Origin of the sequence: Nocardia sp. NPDC050630 (assembly GCF_044457245.1) — a bacterium.
Taxonomy (GTDB): Bacteria; Actinomycetota; Actinomycetes; order Mycobacteriales; family Mycobacteriaceae; genus Nocardia.
This window is the reverse complement of the sequence record NZ_JBITGN010000001.1, coordinates 255,952-272,963: the sequence shown is the minus strand read 5'-3', so window position 1 is coordinate 272,963 and position 17,012 is coordinate 255,952. Positions and strand designations below refer to the sequence as shown.

The 17,012-nt window shown below is 65.3% G+C and carries 16 protein-coding genes; 6 read left to right on the top strand and 10 right to left on the bottom strand.

What is annotated here, in order from left to right; genetic code table 11:
- Positions 1-1,428 (top strand): FadD3 family acyl-CoA ligase, encoded by a 1,428-nt coding sequence (locus ACIBG0_RS01045; protein WP_397028077.1) that lies wholly within the window; start codon positions 1-3, stop codon positions 1,426-1,428.
- Here ACIBG0_RS01045 and ACIBG0_RS01040 read toward each other — a convergent pair.
- Genes ACIBG0_RS01040 through mftC form a run of 3 tightly spaced genes read right to left on the bottom strand, consistent with a single transcriptional unit; the run spans position 1,425 to position 4,098 of the window.
- Positions 1,425-2,279 (bottom strand): LLM class flavin-dependent oxidoreductase, encoded by an 855-nt coding sequence (locus ACIBG0_RS01040; RefSeq protein ID WP_397030143.1) that lies wholly within the window; start codon positions 2,277-2,279, stop codon positions 1,425-1,427. The genes ACIBG0_RS01045 and ACIBG0_RS01040 overlap by 4 nt on opposite strands.
- Before the next feature lie 8 nt (positions 2,280-2,287).
- Positions 2,288-3,106, bottom strand: a complete 819-nt coding sequence (locus ACIBG0_RS01035; RefSeq protein ID WP_397028075.1) for a mycofactocin-coupled SDR family oxidoreductase — start codon at positions 3,104-3,106, stop codon at positions 2,288-2,290.
- Positions 3,103-4,098: a mycofactocin radical SAM maturase gene (gene mftC / locus ACIBG0_RS01030; RefSeq protein ID WP_397028073.1), complete on the bottom strand. Its 996-nt coding sequence runs from the start codon at positions 4,096-4,098 to the stop codon at positions 3,103-3,105. Before mftC ends, ACIBG0_RS01035 begins: the two co-directional genes overlap by 4 nt.
- A gap of 361 nt (positions 4,099-4,459) precedes the next feature.
- Here mftC and ACIBG0_RS01025 point away from each other — a divergent pair, with 361 nt between their 5' ends.
- Both ACIBG0_RS01025 and ACIBG0_RS01020 read left to right on the top strand, forming a co-directional pair.
- Positions 4,460-5,713 (top strand): amidohydrolase family protein, encoded by a 1,254-nt coding sequence (locus ACIBG0_RS01025; protein ID WP_397028071.1) that lies wholly within the window; start codon positions 4,460-4,462, stop codon positions 5,711-5,713.
- A gap of 12 nt (positions 5,714-5,725) precedes the next feature.
- Positions 5,726-6,022, top strand: a complete 297-nt coding sequence (locus ACIBG0_RS01020) for a hypothetical protein (RefSeq protein ID WP_397028069.1) — start codon at positions 5,726-5,728, stop codon at positions 6,020-6,022.
- A 38-nt stretch (positions 6,023-6,060) separates the two neighbouring features.
- On the opposite strand, the gene ACIBG0_RS01015 is transcribed toward ACIBG0_RS01020, so the two are convergent.
- Both ACIBG0_RS01015 and ACIBG0_RS01010 read right to left on the bottom strand, forming a co-directional pair.
- On the bottom strand, positions 6,061-6,936 hold the full coding sequence (locus ACIBG0_RS01015; protein WP_397028067.1) for an SDR family NAD(P)-dependent oxidoreductase: 876 nt from the start codon (positions 6,934-6,936) through the stop codon (positions 6,061-6,063).
- A 21-nt stretch (positions 6,937-6,957) separates the two neighbouring features.
- Positions 6,958-7,605, bottom strand: coding sequence for a TetR/AcrR family transcriptional regulator (locus tag ACIBG0_RS01010; protein ID WP_397028065.1), 648 nt, complete (start codon positions 7,603-7,605; stop codon positions 6,958-6,960).
- A 110-nt stretch (positions 7,606-7,715) separates the two neighbouring features.
- Between ACIBG0_RS01010 and ACIBG0_RS01005 the strand changes: the two genes are divergently transcribed.
- Entirely contained in the window at positions 7,716-9,065 is a 1,350-nt protein-coding gene (locus ACIBG0_RS01005; protein ID WP_397028064.1) for a hypothetical protein, read from the top strand.
- Entirely contained in the window at positions 9,062-10,465 is a 1,404-nt protein-coding gene (locus ACIBG0_RS01000) for an acyl-CoA reductase (RefSeq protein WP_397028063.1), read from the top strand. Before ACIBG0_RS01005 ends, ACIBG0_RS01000 begins: the two co-directional genes overlap by 4 nt.
- A 152-nt stretch (positions 10,466-10,617) precedes the next feature.
- On the opposite strand, the gene ACIBG0_RS00995 is transcribed toward ACIBG0_RS01000, so the two are convergent.
- The 5 genes from ACIBG0_RS00995 to ACIBG0_RS00975 are packed head-to-tail and all read right to left on the bottom strand — an operon-like array spanning position 10,618 to position 16,060.
- Positions 10,618-11,034, bottom strand: coding sequence for a hypothetical protein (locus ACIBG0_RS00995; RefSeq protein ID WP_397028062.1), 417 nt, complete (start codon positions 11,032-11,034; stop codon positions 10,618-10,620).
- Positions 11,031-12,191 carry a thiolase C-terminal domain-containing protein gene (locus tag ACIBG0_RS00990; protein ID WP_397028060.1) on the bottom strand — a complete coding sequence of 387 codons (1,161 nt, stop codon included), beginning with the start codon at positions 12,189-12,191 and terminating at the stop codon, positions 11,031-11,033. The genes ACIBG0_RS00995 and ACIBG0_RS00990 overlap by 4 nt, the downstream gene beginning before the upstream one ends.
- Positions 12,188-13,360, bottom strand: a complete 1,173-nt coding sequence (locus ACIBG0_RS00985) for an OB-fold domain-containing protein (protein WP_397028058.1) — start codon at positions 13,358-13,360, stop codon at positions 12,188-12,190. The genes ACIBG0_RS00990 and ACIBG0_RS00985 overlap by 4 nt, the downstream gene beginning before the upstream one ends.
- A gap of 16 nt (positions 13,361-13,376) precedes the next feature.
- Entirely contained in the window at positions 13,377-14,585 is a 1,209-nt protein-coding gene (locus ACIBG0_RS00980) for a CaiB/BaiF CoA transferase family protein (protein ID WP_397028056.1), read from the bottom strand.
- Positions 14,582-16,060, bottom strand: coding sequence for an aldehyde dehydrogenase family protein (locus ACIBG0_RS00975; RefSeq protein WP_397028054.1), 1,479 nt, complete (start codon positions 16,058-16,060; stop codon positions 14,582-14,584). The genes ACIBG0_RS00980 and ACIBG0_RS00975 overlap by 4 nt, the downstream gene beginning before the upstream one ends.
- A 220-nt stretch (positions 16,061-16,280) precedes the next feature.
- Here ACIBG0_RS00975 and ACIBG0_RS00970 point away from each other — a divergent pair, with 220 nt between their 5' ends.
- Positions 16,281-16,988, top strand: a complete 708-nt coding sequence (locus ACIBG0_RS00970) for an SDR family NAD(P)-dependent oxidoreductase (protein WP_397028053.1) — start codon at positions 16,281-16,283, stop codon at positions 16,986-16,988.
- Positions 16,989-17,012 lie beyond the last annotated feature (24 nt).

Sequence of the window (17,012 nt, the reverse complement as noted above, 5' to 3'; positions counted from 1 at the left end):
ATGAATTGGGAGACCATCCCGCAGATGGTGCTGTCCGCGGCCGACCGCTTCGGTTCGGCCGAAGCGGTCGTCGACGGGCCGCTCCGGTTGAGCTTCACCGAACTCGCCGACCGGGTCCGCCGGGCCGCGGGCGCCTTCGCGAACGCCGGAGTCGAATCCGGTGACCGGGTGGCCATCTGGGCGCCCAATTCCGCGGAGTGGATCATCGCGGCGTTCGGTTTGCTGAACGCGGGCGGCGTGCTCGTGCCGGTCAACACCCGGTTCAAGGCCGAGGAGGCCGACGATATCGTGCGCCGCAGTGGCGCGAAATTGCTCCTGGTCCAGCAGGGTTTCCTCGGCATGGACTACGCCTGTGCGGATGGTGTGCCGGTGATCGACGTGAAGTCGGAGTTCCTGTCCAGCGGTGCGCCGTTCGAACGTCGGGTTCGTGGCACGGATATCGCCGACATCATCTACACCTCGGGCACAACCGGAAAGCCCAAGGGGGTCATGATGAATCATCTGCAGACCCTGCGGCTGTATGCGGAATGGTGCGAGCTGGCCGATCTGCGGGAGGGCGACCGCTATCTGATCGTCAATCCGTTCTTCCACACCTTCGGATACAAGGCCGGGATCATCGCGTCGCTCATTCGCGGCGCGACCATCCTGCCGGTCCCGGTCTTCGATGTCGATCGGGTGCTCGAGCTGGTCGAGCGCGAGCGGGTGACGATGCTGCCCGGTCCGCCGACCCTCTATCACTCGCTGTTGCAGGCCAAGGACCGATACGAGCTGTCGTCGCTGCGGGCGGCGGTCACCGGGGCCGCCGATATTCCGATCGAACTGATCCGCAGGGTGCACGAGGAACTGCCGTTCCGATCCATCATGACCGGATATGGGCTCACCGAGGCGGGTACCGCGACGGCGTCGCGCCCCGGCGACACCACCGAGCAGATCGCGACGACCGTCGGGACCGCCTGCGATGGCGTCGAGGTGCGCATCGCCGATGACGGCGAGGTGCTTGTCCGCGGATACTCGGTCATGCAGGGCTACCTCGATGATCCGGAGGCGACCGCCGCGGCGATCGACCCCGAAGGTTGGCTGCACACCGGCGATCTCGGCAGTCTCGATTCCGCCGGTCGGCTGCGGATCATCGGCCGCAAGAAGGATATGTTCATCGTCGGCGGCTTCAATGCCTATCCGGCGGAGATCGAAGGTGTTCTGCTGCAGCATCCGGCGGTCGCTCAGGTTGCTGTGATCGGTGTTCCCGATGAGCGGCTCGGGCAGGTCGGCAAGGCGTTCGTGGTGACCACCGGCTCGATCTCGGAACAAGAACTGATCAGCTGGGCCAAGACTCGCATGGCGGGTTACAAGGTTCCGCGCTTCGTGGATTTCCGGGAAGGGTTGCCGTTGAACGCCACCGGGAAGGTGATGAAGGATCAGCTGCGCTAGACGCGCGGCATCTCCCGGATGACCGTCGCGCCGAATTCCGCCAAAGTCCGCGGTGCGGCGAAATCGGTGAACCACACATAGAACCGCTCGACGCCACGCTCGACGAGATCGCCGAAGTGCGCGACGAGTTGCGCGGCGTCACCGGCGACCAGGCCCTCGCCCATGTGACCGAATCGCCGACTGCTTTGCGCACGGACTTCCCCGGCATCCCGGTTATGGCCGACGAAGCCGACCATCTGCTGGATAGATACCCGTGCCGATCCGATCTCGGGCAGCAGTTCCGCCAACCGATTCAGTTGCGGCGCAGGCAGATTCCACCAGGTCGCATAGCCGCGAACCAAGTCCAGCATGGGTGCGCTGGTGCCGCCTATGACAATAGGAATCGGTGTACTCGGCCGTGGAACCTGCACCGCTCCCACGGTATTCGGTGCGCCCCAATACTGGTGCAGCAGTTCCAGACTGCGCCGCAGCCGATCGCGGCGCGCGGCCGCCCGGTCCTGGGTAATGTCGAATCCCGCCAGCTCGTGCGGCACCGAACCGGCACCGAGGCCGAGTTCGAATCGGCCGCCCGAGGCCTCCTGCAGTGTCACCGCCTGCTTGGCGAGCACCGCCGGAGGTCGGAACGAGTCGCACAAGACCAGATGTCCGATCCGCAGCCGCTCGGTCCGCGCGGCCACCCATGCGGCTACCGTCATCGCCTCCCACAGGGGCAACTGTTCAGCGCCGGGCGCGACCAGATGGTCGATGAAGGCGATGCCGTCGAACCCGCTGGCCTCGGCCACGCGAGCCCGTTCAACGATGTCCTCGACGCGCAGCTTGATCTGTGGCAAGAACAGAAACCACTCGGGCACTGGATTGTTCACAGCGCGAGCCCACCATCGACGGCGACCGTCGCACCGGTCATCGCGCTGCTGTCCGGCCCGGCCAGAAAGGCCAGGACGCTTGCGATCTCGCCCGGGTCGAGCAACCGACCGATCGGCTGCTGGCCAGCGAAACCCGTCGGATCGGGCATTCGGTACAGGCGTGCTATCTCGGCCAGCAGCGCGGTATCGGCGGAGCCCGGACTCACCGCGTTCGCGGTCACCCCGGTGCCGCCGAGTTCCGCGCCGAGTGCCCGAATCAGCCCTGTCACACCGGCTTTCGCCGCACAGTAGACCGCCAGCTGGGGCAGACCCTTGGTCGCGGCGGCGGAGGCGACGGCCAGGAACCGCCCCGATCGCGGTGCGGGTCGGGCCAGCAGTGCCGGTACGGCCGCCCGCGCCAGGTTCACGACCCCGCCCAGGCAGACATCCAGCACCGCGCGCTCCTGCTCGATCGGCATCTCCCACAGCGGAACTCCACCGGCGATCACCCCGGCCGCCGCGACCACCGCATCCAGCCCGCCCCAGGTGCCCACCGCCTCGGCCACCGCGGCCTCTAGCGCCGACGGCTCGCGTACGTCGGCGATAAACGGTCGCACCGCACCGACCCGGTTCACTCGACTGCTCGCCTCGGTCGCCACCGCGACGAGTTCGCCTTTGCTGCCCATCGGATAGGGCAGCGCGGGATCATCGGTCGCCAGATCCACCGCGAGCACCGACCAGCCGCGAGACGCCAGTTCCAGTACCGTTGCCGCACCGATCCCCCGCGCCGCGCCGGTGACCAGCGCGACTCGCCGATGCTCCGAACGCGAAGTCACGCCGACCTCCGAACCGCCGGATATTCGCCAACCGGTCGCCGCCGATGCGAAGAGTCCTGCGACAGCTTCGACGCGGCTATACGGTCGACCCCAGCCAGCGCCGAATCACCACATTCCTCGATACATTCCGCATACGCCGTGCTGACCTGCTGGCTGCGCGGTTCGGTGAACAGGTCCGAGTTCCGCCAGATGGGCTCGAATCCGCCTGCGGCACGGATGTTTCCGGTGTGGAACTGGTTGTGGTCAGTGCACGAGTAGACATCGCCCAACGGATCGATCACACACATCACCCGACCCGAGTTCGACCCTTGCGGCGAATCGCCGTAGCCGGACCGGTAGAAGAACGCTCCGGTCAGCACATCCCCGTCGTGCTGGCACAGCCAGTCATCGAGCATCCGCCGCTCGTCCGCCGCCGGGTGCGATTCGTCCGAGACGCGGCCAGCTGGCCGGGTCAGCCGAAGCCGCGCACCGAACATATCGGCAATTGCCTTGAAAGCATCGAGCTGGCCGGCATTTTGGCTGGTCACCGTGACGGACAGCTCGAATCCATAGACTCCCGACGAGGCAAGCAACTCCATCGCACGCACCGCCGCCCGGTACGCTCCGGTGCCGCGCACCGCATCGTTGACCGCCTCGGTAGCGCCATCGAGGCAGATCCGCACATCGATGTGGCTGTTCCCGGCGATCCGCCGCGCGGCATGGGGCGTGAGCCGAATTCCGTTGGTGGAGAACGTCACTCCGATGCGCTTGGCGGTGGCATAGTCGACCAGTTCCCAGAAGTCGGGGCGCACGGTGGGCTCGCCGCCACCGATATTGATACGGCATATCCGCATCCGCTCGAATTCGTCGATCAGCGCCTTGCATTCGGCGGTGCTGAGCTCGCGCGGATCGCGTCTACGTGTGCTGGGCGAGCAGTGGATGCAGCACAGATCGCAGGCGTGGGTCATCTCCCAGGTCAGCTCGATCGGCGCTGCGCTGATGTTGTCGATCATGGAGACTCCCGCGTCGTTGTTTGCGCTACCAACCCAGATGGAAATGCAATTCTCTTCTAACGATAATGTCATTCTGTCGTGGAAACAAGGAAGCTGGGCCGCACAATCCGGCTGCCGTCTGGCGACAGCTTCCTTGCCGATGGCGGTAGCGGTTCAGCAGCAGGCAGGGATTGCACGCGAACTTGGACAGCTCATCGTTCGATCTCCGGTGGGAATTTGTCGACCGCGCCCGCACGCGGGGTGTATGGTCGACCTCACAGCGAGAGTGGCATTCTCTGAAATGAAGACTGACCATCTCTCGGCTTGTCGAGATCGGGGTGGAGGCGCACCCCCGGCGTTCCCACGAACAGCGAGGAGTCACGTGAACATCGACGACATGATTCTGGTGAGCATCGACGACCACGTCGTCGAGCCGCTCGATATGTTCGACGGGCGGGTACCGAAGAAGTGGGCCGATCTGGCGCCGAAGGTGATCGCCGATGACAAGGGCATCGACCGGTGGGTCTACCGGGGGAAGCCGACGGGTGTCACCGGGCTCAACGCGGTCGTTTCCTGGCCCGCGGAGGAGTGGGGGTATGACCCGGCCGGTTACGCCGAAATGCGGCCAGGCGTCTACGACATCCACGCCCGCGTACGGGATATGGACGCCAACGGCATCCTGTCCTCGATGTGCTTTCCCACCTTCGCCGGATTCAGTGCCGGTCACCTGAGTCACTTCAAGGACGAGATCACCGTCGCGATGATCCAGGCATACAACGACTGGCATCTCGAAGGCTGGTGCGATGTCTACCCCGGCCGGTTCATCCCGAACGCCATTCTGCCGCTGTGGGATCCGCAGCTGGCCATCGCCGAGATCCATCGCGTCGCCGCCAAAGGCTTCCGCGGCGTCACGATGGCGGAACTGCCGCACCTGCAGGGCAGCCCCAGCTATTTCGACGAGGACTTCTGGGGACCCGTCTTCGGGGCGCTGAACGAAACCGGGCTGGTCATGAACCTGCATATCGGCACCGGATTCGGAGCGCTCAAGCTGGCGCCGGACGCGCCGATCGACAATCTGATGTGCCTGGCGCCGACGGTCTCCCAGATCACCGTCCAGGATCTGCTGTGGGGTCCCGCATTTCGCTCCTACCCCAATCTGAAGGTGGCGCTGTCAGAAGGGGGCATCGGCTGGATACCGTTCTTCCTGGATCGCTCCGATCGCCACTACACCAACCAGCGGTGGCTGCGGCGTGACTTCGGCGGCAAGCTGCCGAGCGAGGTCTTCCGCGAGCACGTGATCGCCTGCTATGTCACCGACCCGACCGCACTCACCTATCGGGACGCGGTCGGGATGGACATCATCGCCTGGGAATGCGACTACCCGCACTCGGACTCGCTGTGGCCCGACGCACCCGAATTCGTACTACAGGAATTGAACGCCGCCCACGCCGACGACACCGATATCAACAAGATCACCTGGCAGAACGCCTGCCGTTTCCTGAATTTCGATCCGTTCGAGCACATTCCGCAGGAGCAGGCCACCGTCGGCGCGCTGCGGGCGAAGGCCGCGGGTTGGGATATATCGACGAAGTCACGCAAGCAGTACGCCGAAGCCTATGCCCAGCAGGCACACTGATCGAGGAACGATATGAAGTTGATGGTTTTCTCCCGCCCACAGCCCGGCCGGGACGAGGAATACAACACCTGGTATCGCGATGTCCACGTTCCCGAGATGCTCGCGATCAATGGTGTGCGATCCTGTACGCGCCATCGCCTCCGGACCACCGGGGATCAGCCGGTGGAATATCTGGCCGTCTATGACATCGAGGGCGATATCGACATCGTGATGAAGGAGCTGATGACCCGGTCCAAGGACGGCCGGATGCGGCTCAGCCCGTCGATCGATCCCGCCAATACTCGGATGACGATCTGGGAGCCGATCTGACCGCAGCGGCAAGGCAATCGGTGCTCGTGGAATAGGCGTCAGAATCCGAGATCCGCGAGCAAGCGCTCGCTTTCGGTCCAGAGGCGGGCGGCGGCGACATCGTCGAGGGCGACGGGGGCCGGTGTTTCCACCGTCTTCCGATAGAAGTAGCGCCCACCGTCTCGACCGCCCTCGGGATCGGTTGCCAGCCACACCAGAGTCTCGGCCGGTTCATCCGGTGGCACGGTATCGGCGGCGGCCATATGGGCTTGCATCGCTGTATCACCGTGTGCGGCAAAATTACTGGCGACGACACCCGGGTGCATGGCCTGCGCGACGATGCCATCGGAGGCCGCTCGACGAGCAAGTTCGCGAGTGAACAGGATATTGGCGAGTTTCGCGCGACAGTAGGCCGTCGCCGGGTGAAAGTCGTTCAGGCTCTGCGGATCCGCCCAATCGAAGCCCTCGGCCGCACGGTGTGCACTCGACGATACGGCGAGCACGCGCACCGATCCGGGCGGCAGGACCGCCGCGCTCTTTCGCAGCAGCGGCATCAGTTCCCTGGTGAGCAGGAACGGGGCGAGGTGGTTGGTCGCGAAGGTGGCCTCAGTGCCTGCGGCGGTGATGATCCGCCGATCCCGTACGCCACCCGCGTTATTGATCAGGACAGCCAAACGCTGCGTACGGCTCGCGATCTCGGCGGCCACATGTGCCACCTCCATCATCGAAGTGAAGTCGGCGCGCACCATGTCGAAACTGCCGCCGTCGCGCACGGCGGCCATGATCCGCGTTCGCGCGGCCGCACAACGCTGTCGATCGCGACCGACACCGATCACCTGCCAGCCGCGTGCCACCAGCTTTTCGGCGGTCGATGCACCTATGCCGGAACTGGCTCCGGTGACGACCGCGACCGGACGGTCTGCCTCGAATGTCAAAATCGTTGCCTCTCAGTAATTTCAGCGTGGACGCAGGCCATCCAGCAGGAGACCGACGGTGAATTGGACCCGCTCGTCCAGCTGTTCGGGAGTGGGTGGGCGACCGGCAACAATGGAGCGCACCTGGCCACCGACAACCATGCTCATGAAGGCGCGGGCGGCCTGATCGGAGTTGGTCGGCGCGATCGTCCCGGCGGCGATCGCGCGATCGAGGACGCCCGCGACGAAGTCGACCACCGGCCCGGCGCTCAGTTCGTAGTTGGCGACGAAGATCTCCGGGAAGCGATAGCTCTCGGTATTGATAATGCGTTGCAGGCGTAGCCCGTTCGGCGTCATTACCTGGTCGATCCGCAGCCGGGCGACCGCGGTCAGCGTCTCGGCGAGATCGCCGGTGTCGAAGCCCGCGAGCACATCCGCTGGCACGACCTGTCGCTCGATGGCGCGCCGGACCGCGGCGAGGAATAGCGACGCCTTTTCGGGATAGCGAGCGTAGACGGTGCGCTTGGTCATCTGCACGCGACCGGCGATCATCTCGATCGTGGCCAGCTCGTAGCCGTGCTCCAGGAACAGATCCAATGCGGTATCGAGCAATTCCTCGTGCCGCGCCTCGGCCTGTGCCCGGGTGGGCCGCCCGGCCGCGCGCCGAATCGGCGGACCGACCTCCGTCATTCCCGCCTCCTCCGAATTGCCGCTTGCATCATCGCGCCTCCGATCGCTAATAATGATACGCATGAGTTGCCATTTTTCTAGCGGGCAACGTCACCGGGAAGGACTCCCCCGTGAGCTCAGCCATCGAAACCCTGACACGGCTGGCCGATGCCACCGATCGCTTCGACCACTCCGCCGGCGACCTGCGCGAAACCCAGGTGGCGGCACTCGACGAAAAATTCCGGCAGCACCACGATCGAATCAAGCTGCTGGGGCACCGCGCGCGGGAGGCCGGTATCACCGAGATCCGCGACCTCGCGGATATGGTGCCGCTACTGTTCCCGCACTCGGTCTACAAGAGCTATCCGGAAAGCTTTCTGATCGAGCAGAAGTGGGATCGGCTCGGCAAGTGGCTCGGCACCGTATCGCCCTATCCCATCAGCCCGATCCAGACCTCGGATATCGCCGACATCGACGATTGGATCGCACGGCTGCAGGCCGCGGGGCACTACGTCTCCTGTTCCAGTGGAACAACAGGCAAGTCCGCCATGCTGCTCGCCTCGGAGCGGGATATGGAATGGTCGCGCAAGGATACGGTCAATGTCTTCTCCTGGGGTTCGGGTGTGCGGCCCGCGCAGGACCGGCGGATGGTCGGGGTCGCCGCGACCGCGTCCGTCCCGAAGAACACCGTCATCGCCGCGGCTCAGCAGGCGGCGTTCGGTGATCCGGCCAAAGAGCGTTTCCGCCTGCCCATTCCACCGATCACCGTCGGGTCGCTGACCACAATGGTGGTGCTGCGCAAGAAGATCGCCGACGGCACCGCCCGGCCGGAGGAACTCGCCGATTTCGACCGGACCTCCCGGCAGCGGCAGGAGGCGCTCGACAAGGCGATGATCGCCGGGGCCGAGGCGCTCGTGCGTTATCGCACCGACAAGCTCTACATCTCTGGCATGTGGAATGCGCTGTACCAGGTGGCGGCGATCGTTCGGGATATGGGCTACTCCGCCCCGGACTTCCACCCCGACAACTGCCTCTACGTCGGCGGCGGGCTCAAGCGCGCCCAGTTGCCGCCGGACTACCAGCAATTCGTCCACCAGACCTTCAACATCCCGCCCGACCGAGACTTCCAGAACTATTCGATGCAAGAACTGAATTCCGGAATGCCCAAGTGCCGCAAGGGCGATCGGTATCACATACCCCCATGGATCGTGCCGTTCATCCTCGACGAAGACGGTGCGAACCCGTTGCCGCACGAATCCGGCGAAATCGAAGGCCGGGCCGCATTTTTCGACCTCTCGCTGGACGGACGTTGGGGTGGAATCATCACCGGCGACAAGATCGCACTCGACCTCGCCCCCTGCGCCTGTGGCAACAAGGGTCCGTCGGTCCGCAATGACATCGTCCGCTACGCCGATATCAAAGGCGACGACAAAATCGGCTGCGCCGGAACCGTCGACGCGTATGTGCGGGGGCTTTCATGACCATCGCAGACACCGTCGCTGCCGCGCCGTTTTTCCTGCGCGGCGAATTGCTCGAGGGCAACGACGTCACGCACCGATCGCGCGATCTGGGCGTCACCTTCGCGACACCGCGCATCCCCATGGACCGTGCGGTGCATCCGCGCGGCGCGGTGCCGCCGCTGCTGAACGTTCCACTCGCGGAGATCATCGATTTCCTCGTCGAGACCGGTCGACGGCTGCGCGCACCCGAAAACCCGTTCCTGCGTGACTGTATCGACCGGATGTCGGCCACCCATGTGCTGCCGCGCACCGTGTTGCAGGCACAGGTCATGGGTGCGGCGGGTTATCTCGACAAGCGACTGCTCGAGACCGTGGTCGAACAGAATTTTCCGGACCCGCGGGCGTTGGACGAGTGGATCCCTAAGCGCGACTTCACCGGTCGCCAGAGTTTCGTGCGGGCATTCGCACCCCGATTGATCCATGTGCTGCCCGGCAACTCCCCCGGCGTCGCGGTGAAATCCATAGCCCACGGCGCACTGGTCAAGGCGGTCAATCTGTTCAAGATGTCCTCGAGTGATCCGTTCACCACGGTGGCGATACTGCGGACCATGGCCGACATCGATCCCGACCACGCCATTGTGCGGTCGATGTCCGCGCTCTATTGGCGCGGCGGCGACAATACGGTCGAGCGGGTGCTGTATCGGCCGCAGTATTTCGACAAGATCGTCGCCTGGGGTGGCGGTGACGCGATCGATAATGTGATCAAATACCTCGGGCCGGGCTTCCAATTGGTGTCCTTCGACCCGAAGACCTCGATCTCAATGGTCGGCCGGGAGGCCTTCGCCTCGGACGAGGCGCTCGACCGCGCCGCCGAACTCGCCGCCGCCGATGTGATGGTGCTCAACCAGGAGGCTTGTGTCGCAAGCCGTTTCGTCTATGTCGAGGCCGATCAGGACGACGCCGACCGCTTCTGCGCACGCCTGCACGCCTACATCGTCGACAAAGCGGCCGGATCCGGCGATTCCCGACCGCTCGATATCGACCTGCGCGAGCAGATCGACACCCTGATAATGCTCGACGACGAGTTCCGGGTCTGGGGCCGCACCGACGGCACGGGACTGGTGATCCGTTCCGATGAACCGGTGGACTTCCACCCGATCAACAAGACCGCCAATGTGGTTCGCGTGGATAGCCTCGATGCGGCGATGGGATACGTCAATGTGGCAACGCAGACGGTCGGCTTCTTTCCATTCGACCGAATGGCCGACTACCGCGACCGGCTGGCCAGCGGCGGCGCACAGCGCATCGTCCGCCTCGGCGAAGCCGGACCGAGCACCATCGGCAATCCCCACGACGCCATGTATCCACTGCACCGTTTCGTGCACTGGATGGCACACGAAGACGGAATCGCACCGGACTAGTGCCGCGTCCCGATAGCTTCTGCCGCATCGAGCCCTGGTTGGGAGGGTTCGGTCGAACGCAGTCGAATGGTGGTCGCCCAACTCCGCATCGACCGCCATATGACTACGCTGGGCGAGGAGTCGGCCGCGCAGCAAGCTATCCGGACGAGGGACTAGCTGGCCCGATCTTTCTTTGCGGCGAGGTCGTGGTCGGCGTCGGGTAGCCGCACGGCGACCCGGACCTGGAACGTCAGCGAGCGGGTGGCCAACACCATCGCCGCGCCCAGCGCCGCGGCCCGCCGCACCGCGACGGCATGTGCGCCGACCGGACCCCACCACCAACTCCAGCCGCAGCCGTGCAATGCGAGAATGCGGGCGGTGCTGGTGAAGTCCATGGCTTCGAGTCCGACGGCATCGACGAACAGCCCGCTCAGCGCAATGGATCCGAACAGCACCGGCGGCGATACCCCGTCACAGACCACGTGCACTGTCCCGGTGGGACCGACACACCGCGCGGCCCAGTCCAATACGGCACGACGACTTTTCGTGCTGCCCGAAACCAGCGCGACGGCTTCCGACCCGGCCGTCAAGCGCCGGGCCCTTCCAGGATCGTCACCGCCGACACCGCCGTCGGTCCACCGAGGTTGTGCGCCAAACCGATCCGCGCACCGTCGACCTGATTGACCGCTGCGCCGCGCAACTGCTCGAACAACTCGACGCATTGGGCGACGCCGGTCGCTCCCGGTGGATGTCCCTTGGCCTTCAGTCCGCCGCTCGGATTCACCGGCAGCGCGCCGCCGACCTCGGTGATCCCGCTCTCGATCAGTTTCGCTGCCCCGAATCGGTCGGCGAAGCCGAGATCTTCATAACTGATCAGTTCGATACCGGTGAAGAAGTCGTGTACCTCGGCGACATCGACATCGGCGGGCGTCAGCCCCGCCATCGCGAAGGCGGCCTCGGCGGCCCGCACGGTGGCGGGGAACGTCGTCATATCCCGCTTGTGCTGGTGCATCACCGAATCCAGGCCGAGGCCGACGCCGCGGATCCACACCGGGCGATCGGTGTAGCGGTCGACCACATCGGCCGCGGCGAGCACCAGCGCCGCCGCACCATCGCTTTGGGGTGCGCAGTCGTAGAGTCCGAACGGTCCGGCGACGATCGGCGCCGCCAGCGCCTGTTCCAGACTGATCTCGAAGCGTAAGCGCGCCTTGGGATTACGCATGCCGTGCCGGTGGTTCTTCACCGCGACCATGGCCAAATGTTCTCTGGTCGCCGGCGATTCGTGCAGATATCGGGCTACGTGCAGTGCGAATCCGACGGGCGCGATCAGGCCGAGGGGGTAATCCCAGGCCATATCGCGCGCCATCGCCTCCCATTCCCACAGCATGTCCTTGTGCGCCGTTTCGCGCAGTTTGTCCGCACCGACCACCAAGGCGACGTCGAACGCACCGGAGGCGATACCGAACAGGGCATTGCGCACCGCGTCATTGCCTGTCGCACAGGAGTTTTCGACGCGGGTCACCGGTAAATCCGGCAGGCCGAGCGCATCAGCCACAATCCCGGCGGGGAAGCCGTCGGTATTCCCCATCGCACCGAACCAGGCGGCCTGCAGGTCCGAGGTGACCAAGCCCTTATCGATGCTGGCGGCACATTCGGCGAATGCCATCGGCACCAGATCCTTGACGCCGAGTGCGAAATGTTCGGCGAACGGCGTCATGCCCGCACCGACAATGGCGACTTCCCTCATAGTGCGACCTCCGGTTCGAATGCGTATCCGTAATCGGGCACCCCCGACCGCACGGCGACCCGGCGCAGCACCATGCGGCCGCGGTCCCCGATCACCACAGTGCCGGGATCGGTGCCGGTCACCTTCGCCAGCGCTCGCACCCCGACACCGTCGAGCTCGACGATCACCAGGGTGTACGGACTTTTCAGACCCGGCACCGGCAATGCGACGGTGGCCTCGGTGTACACCGTGCCGGTGCGCGGCAGCGGCACCAGGGTGTAGTCGGTGCTCAGACCGCCGTCCGCGGCGACCCGATAGCGCGGCGGGAAGTCCAGATCGTCACTGCCGGAGTGCTTTCCGGCCTCCCAGCGCACCTTCGCCTCGAATGCACGCTCATACGCGGCCAGCGAGATCGGAATCTCGGAACCGGGCCACAGCTCACCTTCGGGCAGCGCTCTGGCCGTCGACTCGCGCCGGTGCAGCACCGCCGTACCAGCGGCCACCGTAATACCGGACAGACTGGCCTGCTCCACCCCAACCAGCAAACCCGTACTGCCCCATTCGGCCATGGCCGCCAAGGCGAACAGCCCGGCGCTGGCGCCCACCGTCGGCAGTGACGGCGGGCTGCCGAGGCACAGCGCGGCCGCCTGTTTATCGTCGACGCCGGCCACCGCCACCGGCGTGTCCAACCAGGCCGCCGCCAGCGATGCCAGTAGGCCGCGCTTGTGCAGCAGTCGCGGATCACCGTAATCGTGCACGGCCCCAACGGCATTGCGGGTACGCACCGGTAGGCTGCGCGCCACCCGTGCGGCGGTGCGCACCTGTAGGCCGTGATCGGAGATCAATGCGGCGGCCGCGCCCGCGGGCTCGGTATCGACCCCGATGATCAGCGTGCGTGGCCGGGCGGAACTGAGCGAGTCGAGGGTGGCGGGCGCGCCGCCGAGCCGCTCGATCACCTCCAGTTCCGGATCCAAACCCAGCCCCGCCAGCAGGACCGCGGCATTACTGCTTTCCACCAGCGGCAGATCGCGACTGACCACGACCACCCGTTCCACCGGACCGGCATCGTGCAGCGCGGCACGACCAGCCTCCACGGCCAGGGTGATCGCGTCCTCGTCGTCACCGAGCACTCGGTGGCGCTGGGTGCCCCAGCACGGCAGGTAGGTCCCTATCGAAGCGATGAAGGTCATGGGTTACTCCAGCGAATTACGTGATCGCGCCCGCGGTTTTGAGCGCGATGATGCGGTCCCAGTCCAGGCCCAGTTCGAGCAGGACCTCATCGGTCTGTGCGGCGAATTCCGGACCGGGACGCAAGTCGGGCGCGGTGAGATCGAATTGCACCGGATTCGAAACCAGTTGCAGTTCACCGGCTTTGCGGACGTATTCGTTCGCCTGGACCTGCGGATCGTCGATGGCCTGTAGTGCGTCCTGCACCGGGGCCCACGGACCGGACAGGGTCGCGAAACGCTCGGTCCACTCGGCGAGCGTGCGGGTGGCGAATACCTCGCGCAGAATCTCTACGGCCACAGCCGTATTGGTCGCGATAGCCGCGGCATCGGCGAACCGCGGATCGTCGGCCAGTTCCGGCCGGTCGATGTGATGACATACGTCGGTCCAGAACTTGCCGGGCTGCAACATGACCAGCGACAAGTACCGACCGTCCTTGGTCGCGTACAACCCCGACAGCGGATTCGACGGCGAACCGTGTGATCCGGTCGGAAACGCCCGCAGCGGCTCACCCATATACGCCGAGAGCGCGATGGTGTGCCCCATCGACCACAGCCCGCTGCTCAGCAGCGACACATCCACGATCGACGGCTCACCCGTGCGCTCCCGCTTCAGCAGCGCCGCCGCGATGCCACCGGCCAGATTGGTTCCCGAGATGGTGTCGCCGAACGCCGGCCCCGGCGGGGGAATGAGTCCGTCGATATTGGGCGGGGTGATGGTCGCGGCGACACTGCCACGGCACCAGTAGGCGGTCATGTCATAGCCGCCCTTATCGGCCTCCGCGCCGCGCGGGCCGAGACCACTGCCGCGGGCGTAGATGATCGCCGGGTTCACCGCGCGAATGTCGTCGACATCGATACCGAACTTGCTTCGGTGCTGCGGCAGAAAACTGGTCAGGAATACGTCCGCGGTCTTGGCAAGGTCGTGGATCACCGCCCGGCCTTGCGGCACCGACATATCGATCCCGATACTGCGCTTGCCCCGATTGGCATGTTCCACATTGGGATTGGGGTCGCCCTCGACCTTGAAGGTGGCGATCTGACGCAGGCCGCGCTGCGGGTCACCAGTGACCGCGTGCTCGACCTTGATCACATCCGCGCCCCAGTCGGAGAGCACAGCGCCCGCGGAGGGCACGAACCCGTACATCGCGACCTCGAGGACGCGGATACCGTCGAGTGGCCCGCTCATACCGCCACCGCCGCGAAGGTCTTGCTCTCCAGGAATTCGGTCAACCCGTCGACCCCCATCTCCCGGCCGATGCCGGACTGTTTGTATCCGCCGAAGGGCGCGTCGGCGGCGAAGTAGTTGCCGCCGTTGATACTCATGGTGCCGGTGCGGATGCGCCGCGCCACTGCCAGCGCCCGCTGCTCATCGGCGCTGAATACGCCGCCGGACAGGCCGTAGATGGAGTTGTTCGCGATTCGTACGGCATCGTCGTCGTCCTCGTAGGGGATCACCGCGAGCACGGGCCCGAAGACCTCCTCCTGGGCGATTTCGCTGTCCGGATCGACGCCCGCCAGCAGCGTCGGCTGATAGAAGAAGCCCGGGTCGACCTTCTCGCCACCGGTGACCAACTTCGCACCAGCCGCGACCGCACGCTGCACCAGACCGTCGACCTTGTCCCGCTGGCGCTCGCTGATCAATGGGCCCATATAGGTTTTCGGATCGCTCGGATCGCCGTAGCGGACATGGGCGAAGTTCTGCGCGACCATCTCGACAATCGCGTCGTGGTCCTTGCTCGGCACCAGTAACCGGGAGGTCAGCGCGCAACCCTGGCCCGCGTGGCTGACAATGCTGAACGCCGCGAACTGCGCCGCCGTCCGGTAGTCGGCATCGTCGAGCAGGATCGCCGCCGACTTCCCGCCGAGCTCCAGGAACACCCGCTTCAGCGTCGCGCTCGCGGCGGCCATGATCTTGCGTCCCACCGGCGTCGAACCGGTGAAGGTGACCACGTCGACATCGGGATGCGTCGTCATCCGTTCGCCGACAGCGACATCCGAGGAGGTGAGCACATTGACCACACCGGCGGGAATATCGGTGTGGCGCGCGATGACCTCACCGAGCGCCAAAGTAGCCAGCGGCGTATCCGGTGCGCCCTTGAGCACCACCGTGCATCCGGCGGCGAGCGCGGGCGCGAGTTTGGCCAAGGCGAGCTGGTGCGGATAGTTGTAGGCCGCGATGGCGGCCACCACGCCCGCGGCCTCCTTCTCGACCCAGCGCCGATGGCGCTGACCGCGGAATTCGATGTCGGCGAGCTCCTCGGTGAAGGAGAACTTCGGCAGCAGTTCGGCGTAGTAGCGGACGATCTCGAAGGGGATCTCTAGCTGATTACCGTGCGTGAGCTGCCTTGTCGCGCCGACCTCCGCGATCGTCAGCGCCCGCAGTTCTTCGACGTTATCGCGAAACGCCTGGTAGAGCTGTTCGAGGCAGTGCGCGCGGAATGTGGCGTCGGTGGCCCAAGTTGTGGTGTCGAAGGCCCGCCGGGCCGCGGCGATGGCCGCGTCCGTCTCGGTGAGCCCCGCCTCCGGCGCGTACCCGTACACCTCGCCCGTCGCCGGATTGAGCGAGGCGAGGGTGCGCCCGGTCTCGATCAACTGTCCGTCGACGAGCAGCCGCCGAGCCGGAACTTCCGGCGGGGCGGCCACTTGTTCTTGCACTGACATCCGGTCTCCTCGGCTGCACAACGGAAACTTCATTCTCTCTATTGGAGAATCATACGTTCAATATTTGCGCGACTGTAGCAACATTCCGAATTGGGCAACACCCCGACGCGCGCGGATGACATCGACGCTCAGATGCCGATTCCTGTCATCACCGGGGAAGTCTTGCGCATACGACGAGCGCGAGAGTACGGTTCTCAACATTCGGAAGGGAGATTCTTGCGTGAAAACCGCTGTGGTCACCGGAGGCGCCTCGGGCATCGGCCTCGGCATCGTCGAGCGCCTGCGCGCTGACGGCCTGAACGTCGCCACCCTCGACCTCAACCCGGCGGCCGAGGACGATTTCGCCTATCAGGCCGATGTGACGAAACCGGACGAGATCGCCGCGGCCCTGACCGATGTGCGCACCAAACTGGGTCCGATCACCGTGCTGGTCAATGCCGCCGGAATCGAGAAGTACCGCCGCTTCCACAACCTCACCTTCCAGGAGTGGCAGCACATCATCGATGTCAACCTGCACGGTGTATTCCACACCGTCCAGGCCGTACTGCCGGATATGACGGCCGCGAACTGGGGTCGCATCGTCAATATCTCTTCCTCGAGCACCCACTCCGGTCAGCCGTTCATGGCGGCGTACGTGGCGGCCAAGTCCGGACTCAACGGCCTCACCAAATCCCTTGCGCTGGAATTGGGTCCATACGGGATCACTGTCAACGCGGTCCCGCCGGGCTTCATCGATACCCCCATGCTGCGCCGCTCCGAGGAGAAGCAGCTGCTCGGCGGAACCATCGAGGACCACATCCAACGCACTCCGGTGCGCCGGGTCGGGCGACCCGCCGATATCGCCGCCGCGTGCTCGTTCCTGATTTCCGAGGACGCGGGCTACATCACCGGGCAGATCCTCGGCGTCAACGGAGGCCGCAATACCTGAACCCGTCCGTGCCGGGCACGGGCC

Excerpts from the sequence above, each read along its gene's own strand:
- ACIBG0_RS01045 (WP_397028077.1), top strand. The coding sequence starts at position 1 with ATGAATTGGGAGACCATCCCGCAGATGGTGCTGTCCGCGGCCGACCGC.
- mftC (WP_397028073.1), bottom strand. The coding sequence starts at position 4,098 with ATGATCGACAACATCAGCGCAGCGCCGATCGAGCTGACCTGGGAGATG.
- ACIBG0_RS01020 (WP_397028069.1), top strand. The coding sequence starts at position 5,726 with ATGAAGTTGATGGTTTTCTCCCGCCCACAGCCCGGCCGGGACGAGGAA.
- ACIBG0_RS01010 (WP_397028065.1), bottom strand. The coding sequence starts at position 7,605 with ATGACGGAGGTCGGTCCGCCGATTCGGCGCGCGGCCGGGCGGCCCACC.
- ACIBG0_RS01000 (WP_397028063.1), top strand. The coding sequence starts at position 9,062 with ATGACCATCGCAGACACCGTCGCTGCCGCGCCGTTTTTCCTGCGCGGC.
- ACIBG0_RS00990 (WP_397028060.1), bottom strand. The coding sequence starts at position 12,191 with ATGAGGGAAGTCGCCATTGTCGGTGCGGGCATGACGCCGTTCGCCGAA.
- ACIBG0_RS00985 (WP_397028058.1), bottom strand. The coding sequence starts at position 13,360 with ATGACCTTCATCGCTTCGATAGGGACCTACCTGCCGTGCTGGGGCACC.
- ACIBG0_RS00980 (WP_397028056.1), bottom strand. The coding sequence starts at position 14,585 with ATGAGCGGGCCACTCGACGGTATCCGCGTCCTCGAGGTCGCGATGTAC.
- ACIBG0_RS00975 (WP_397028054.1), bottom strand. The coding sequence starts at position 16,060 with ATGTCAGTGCAAGAACAAGTGGCCGCCCCGCCGGAAGTTCCGGCTCGG.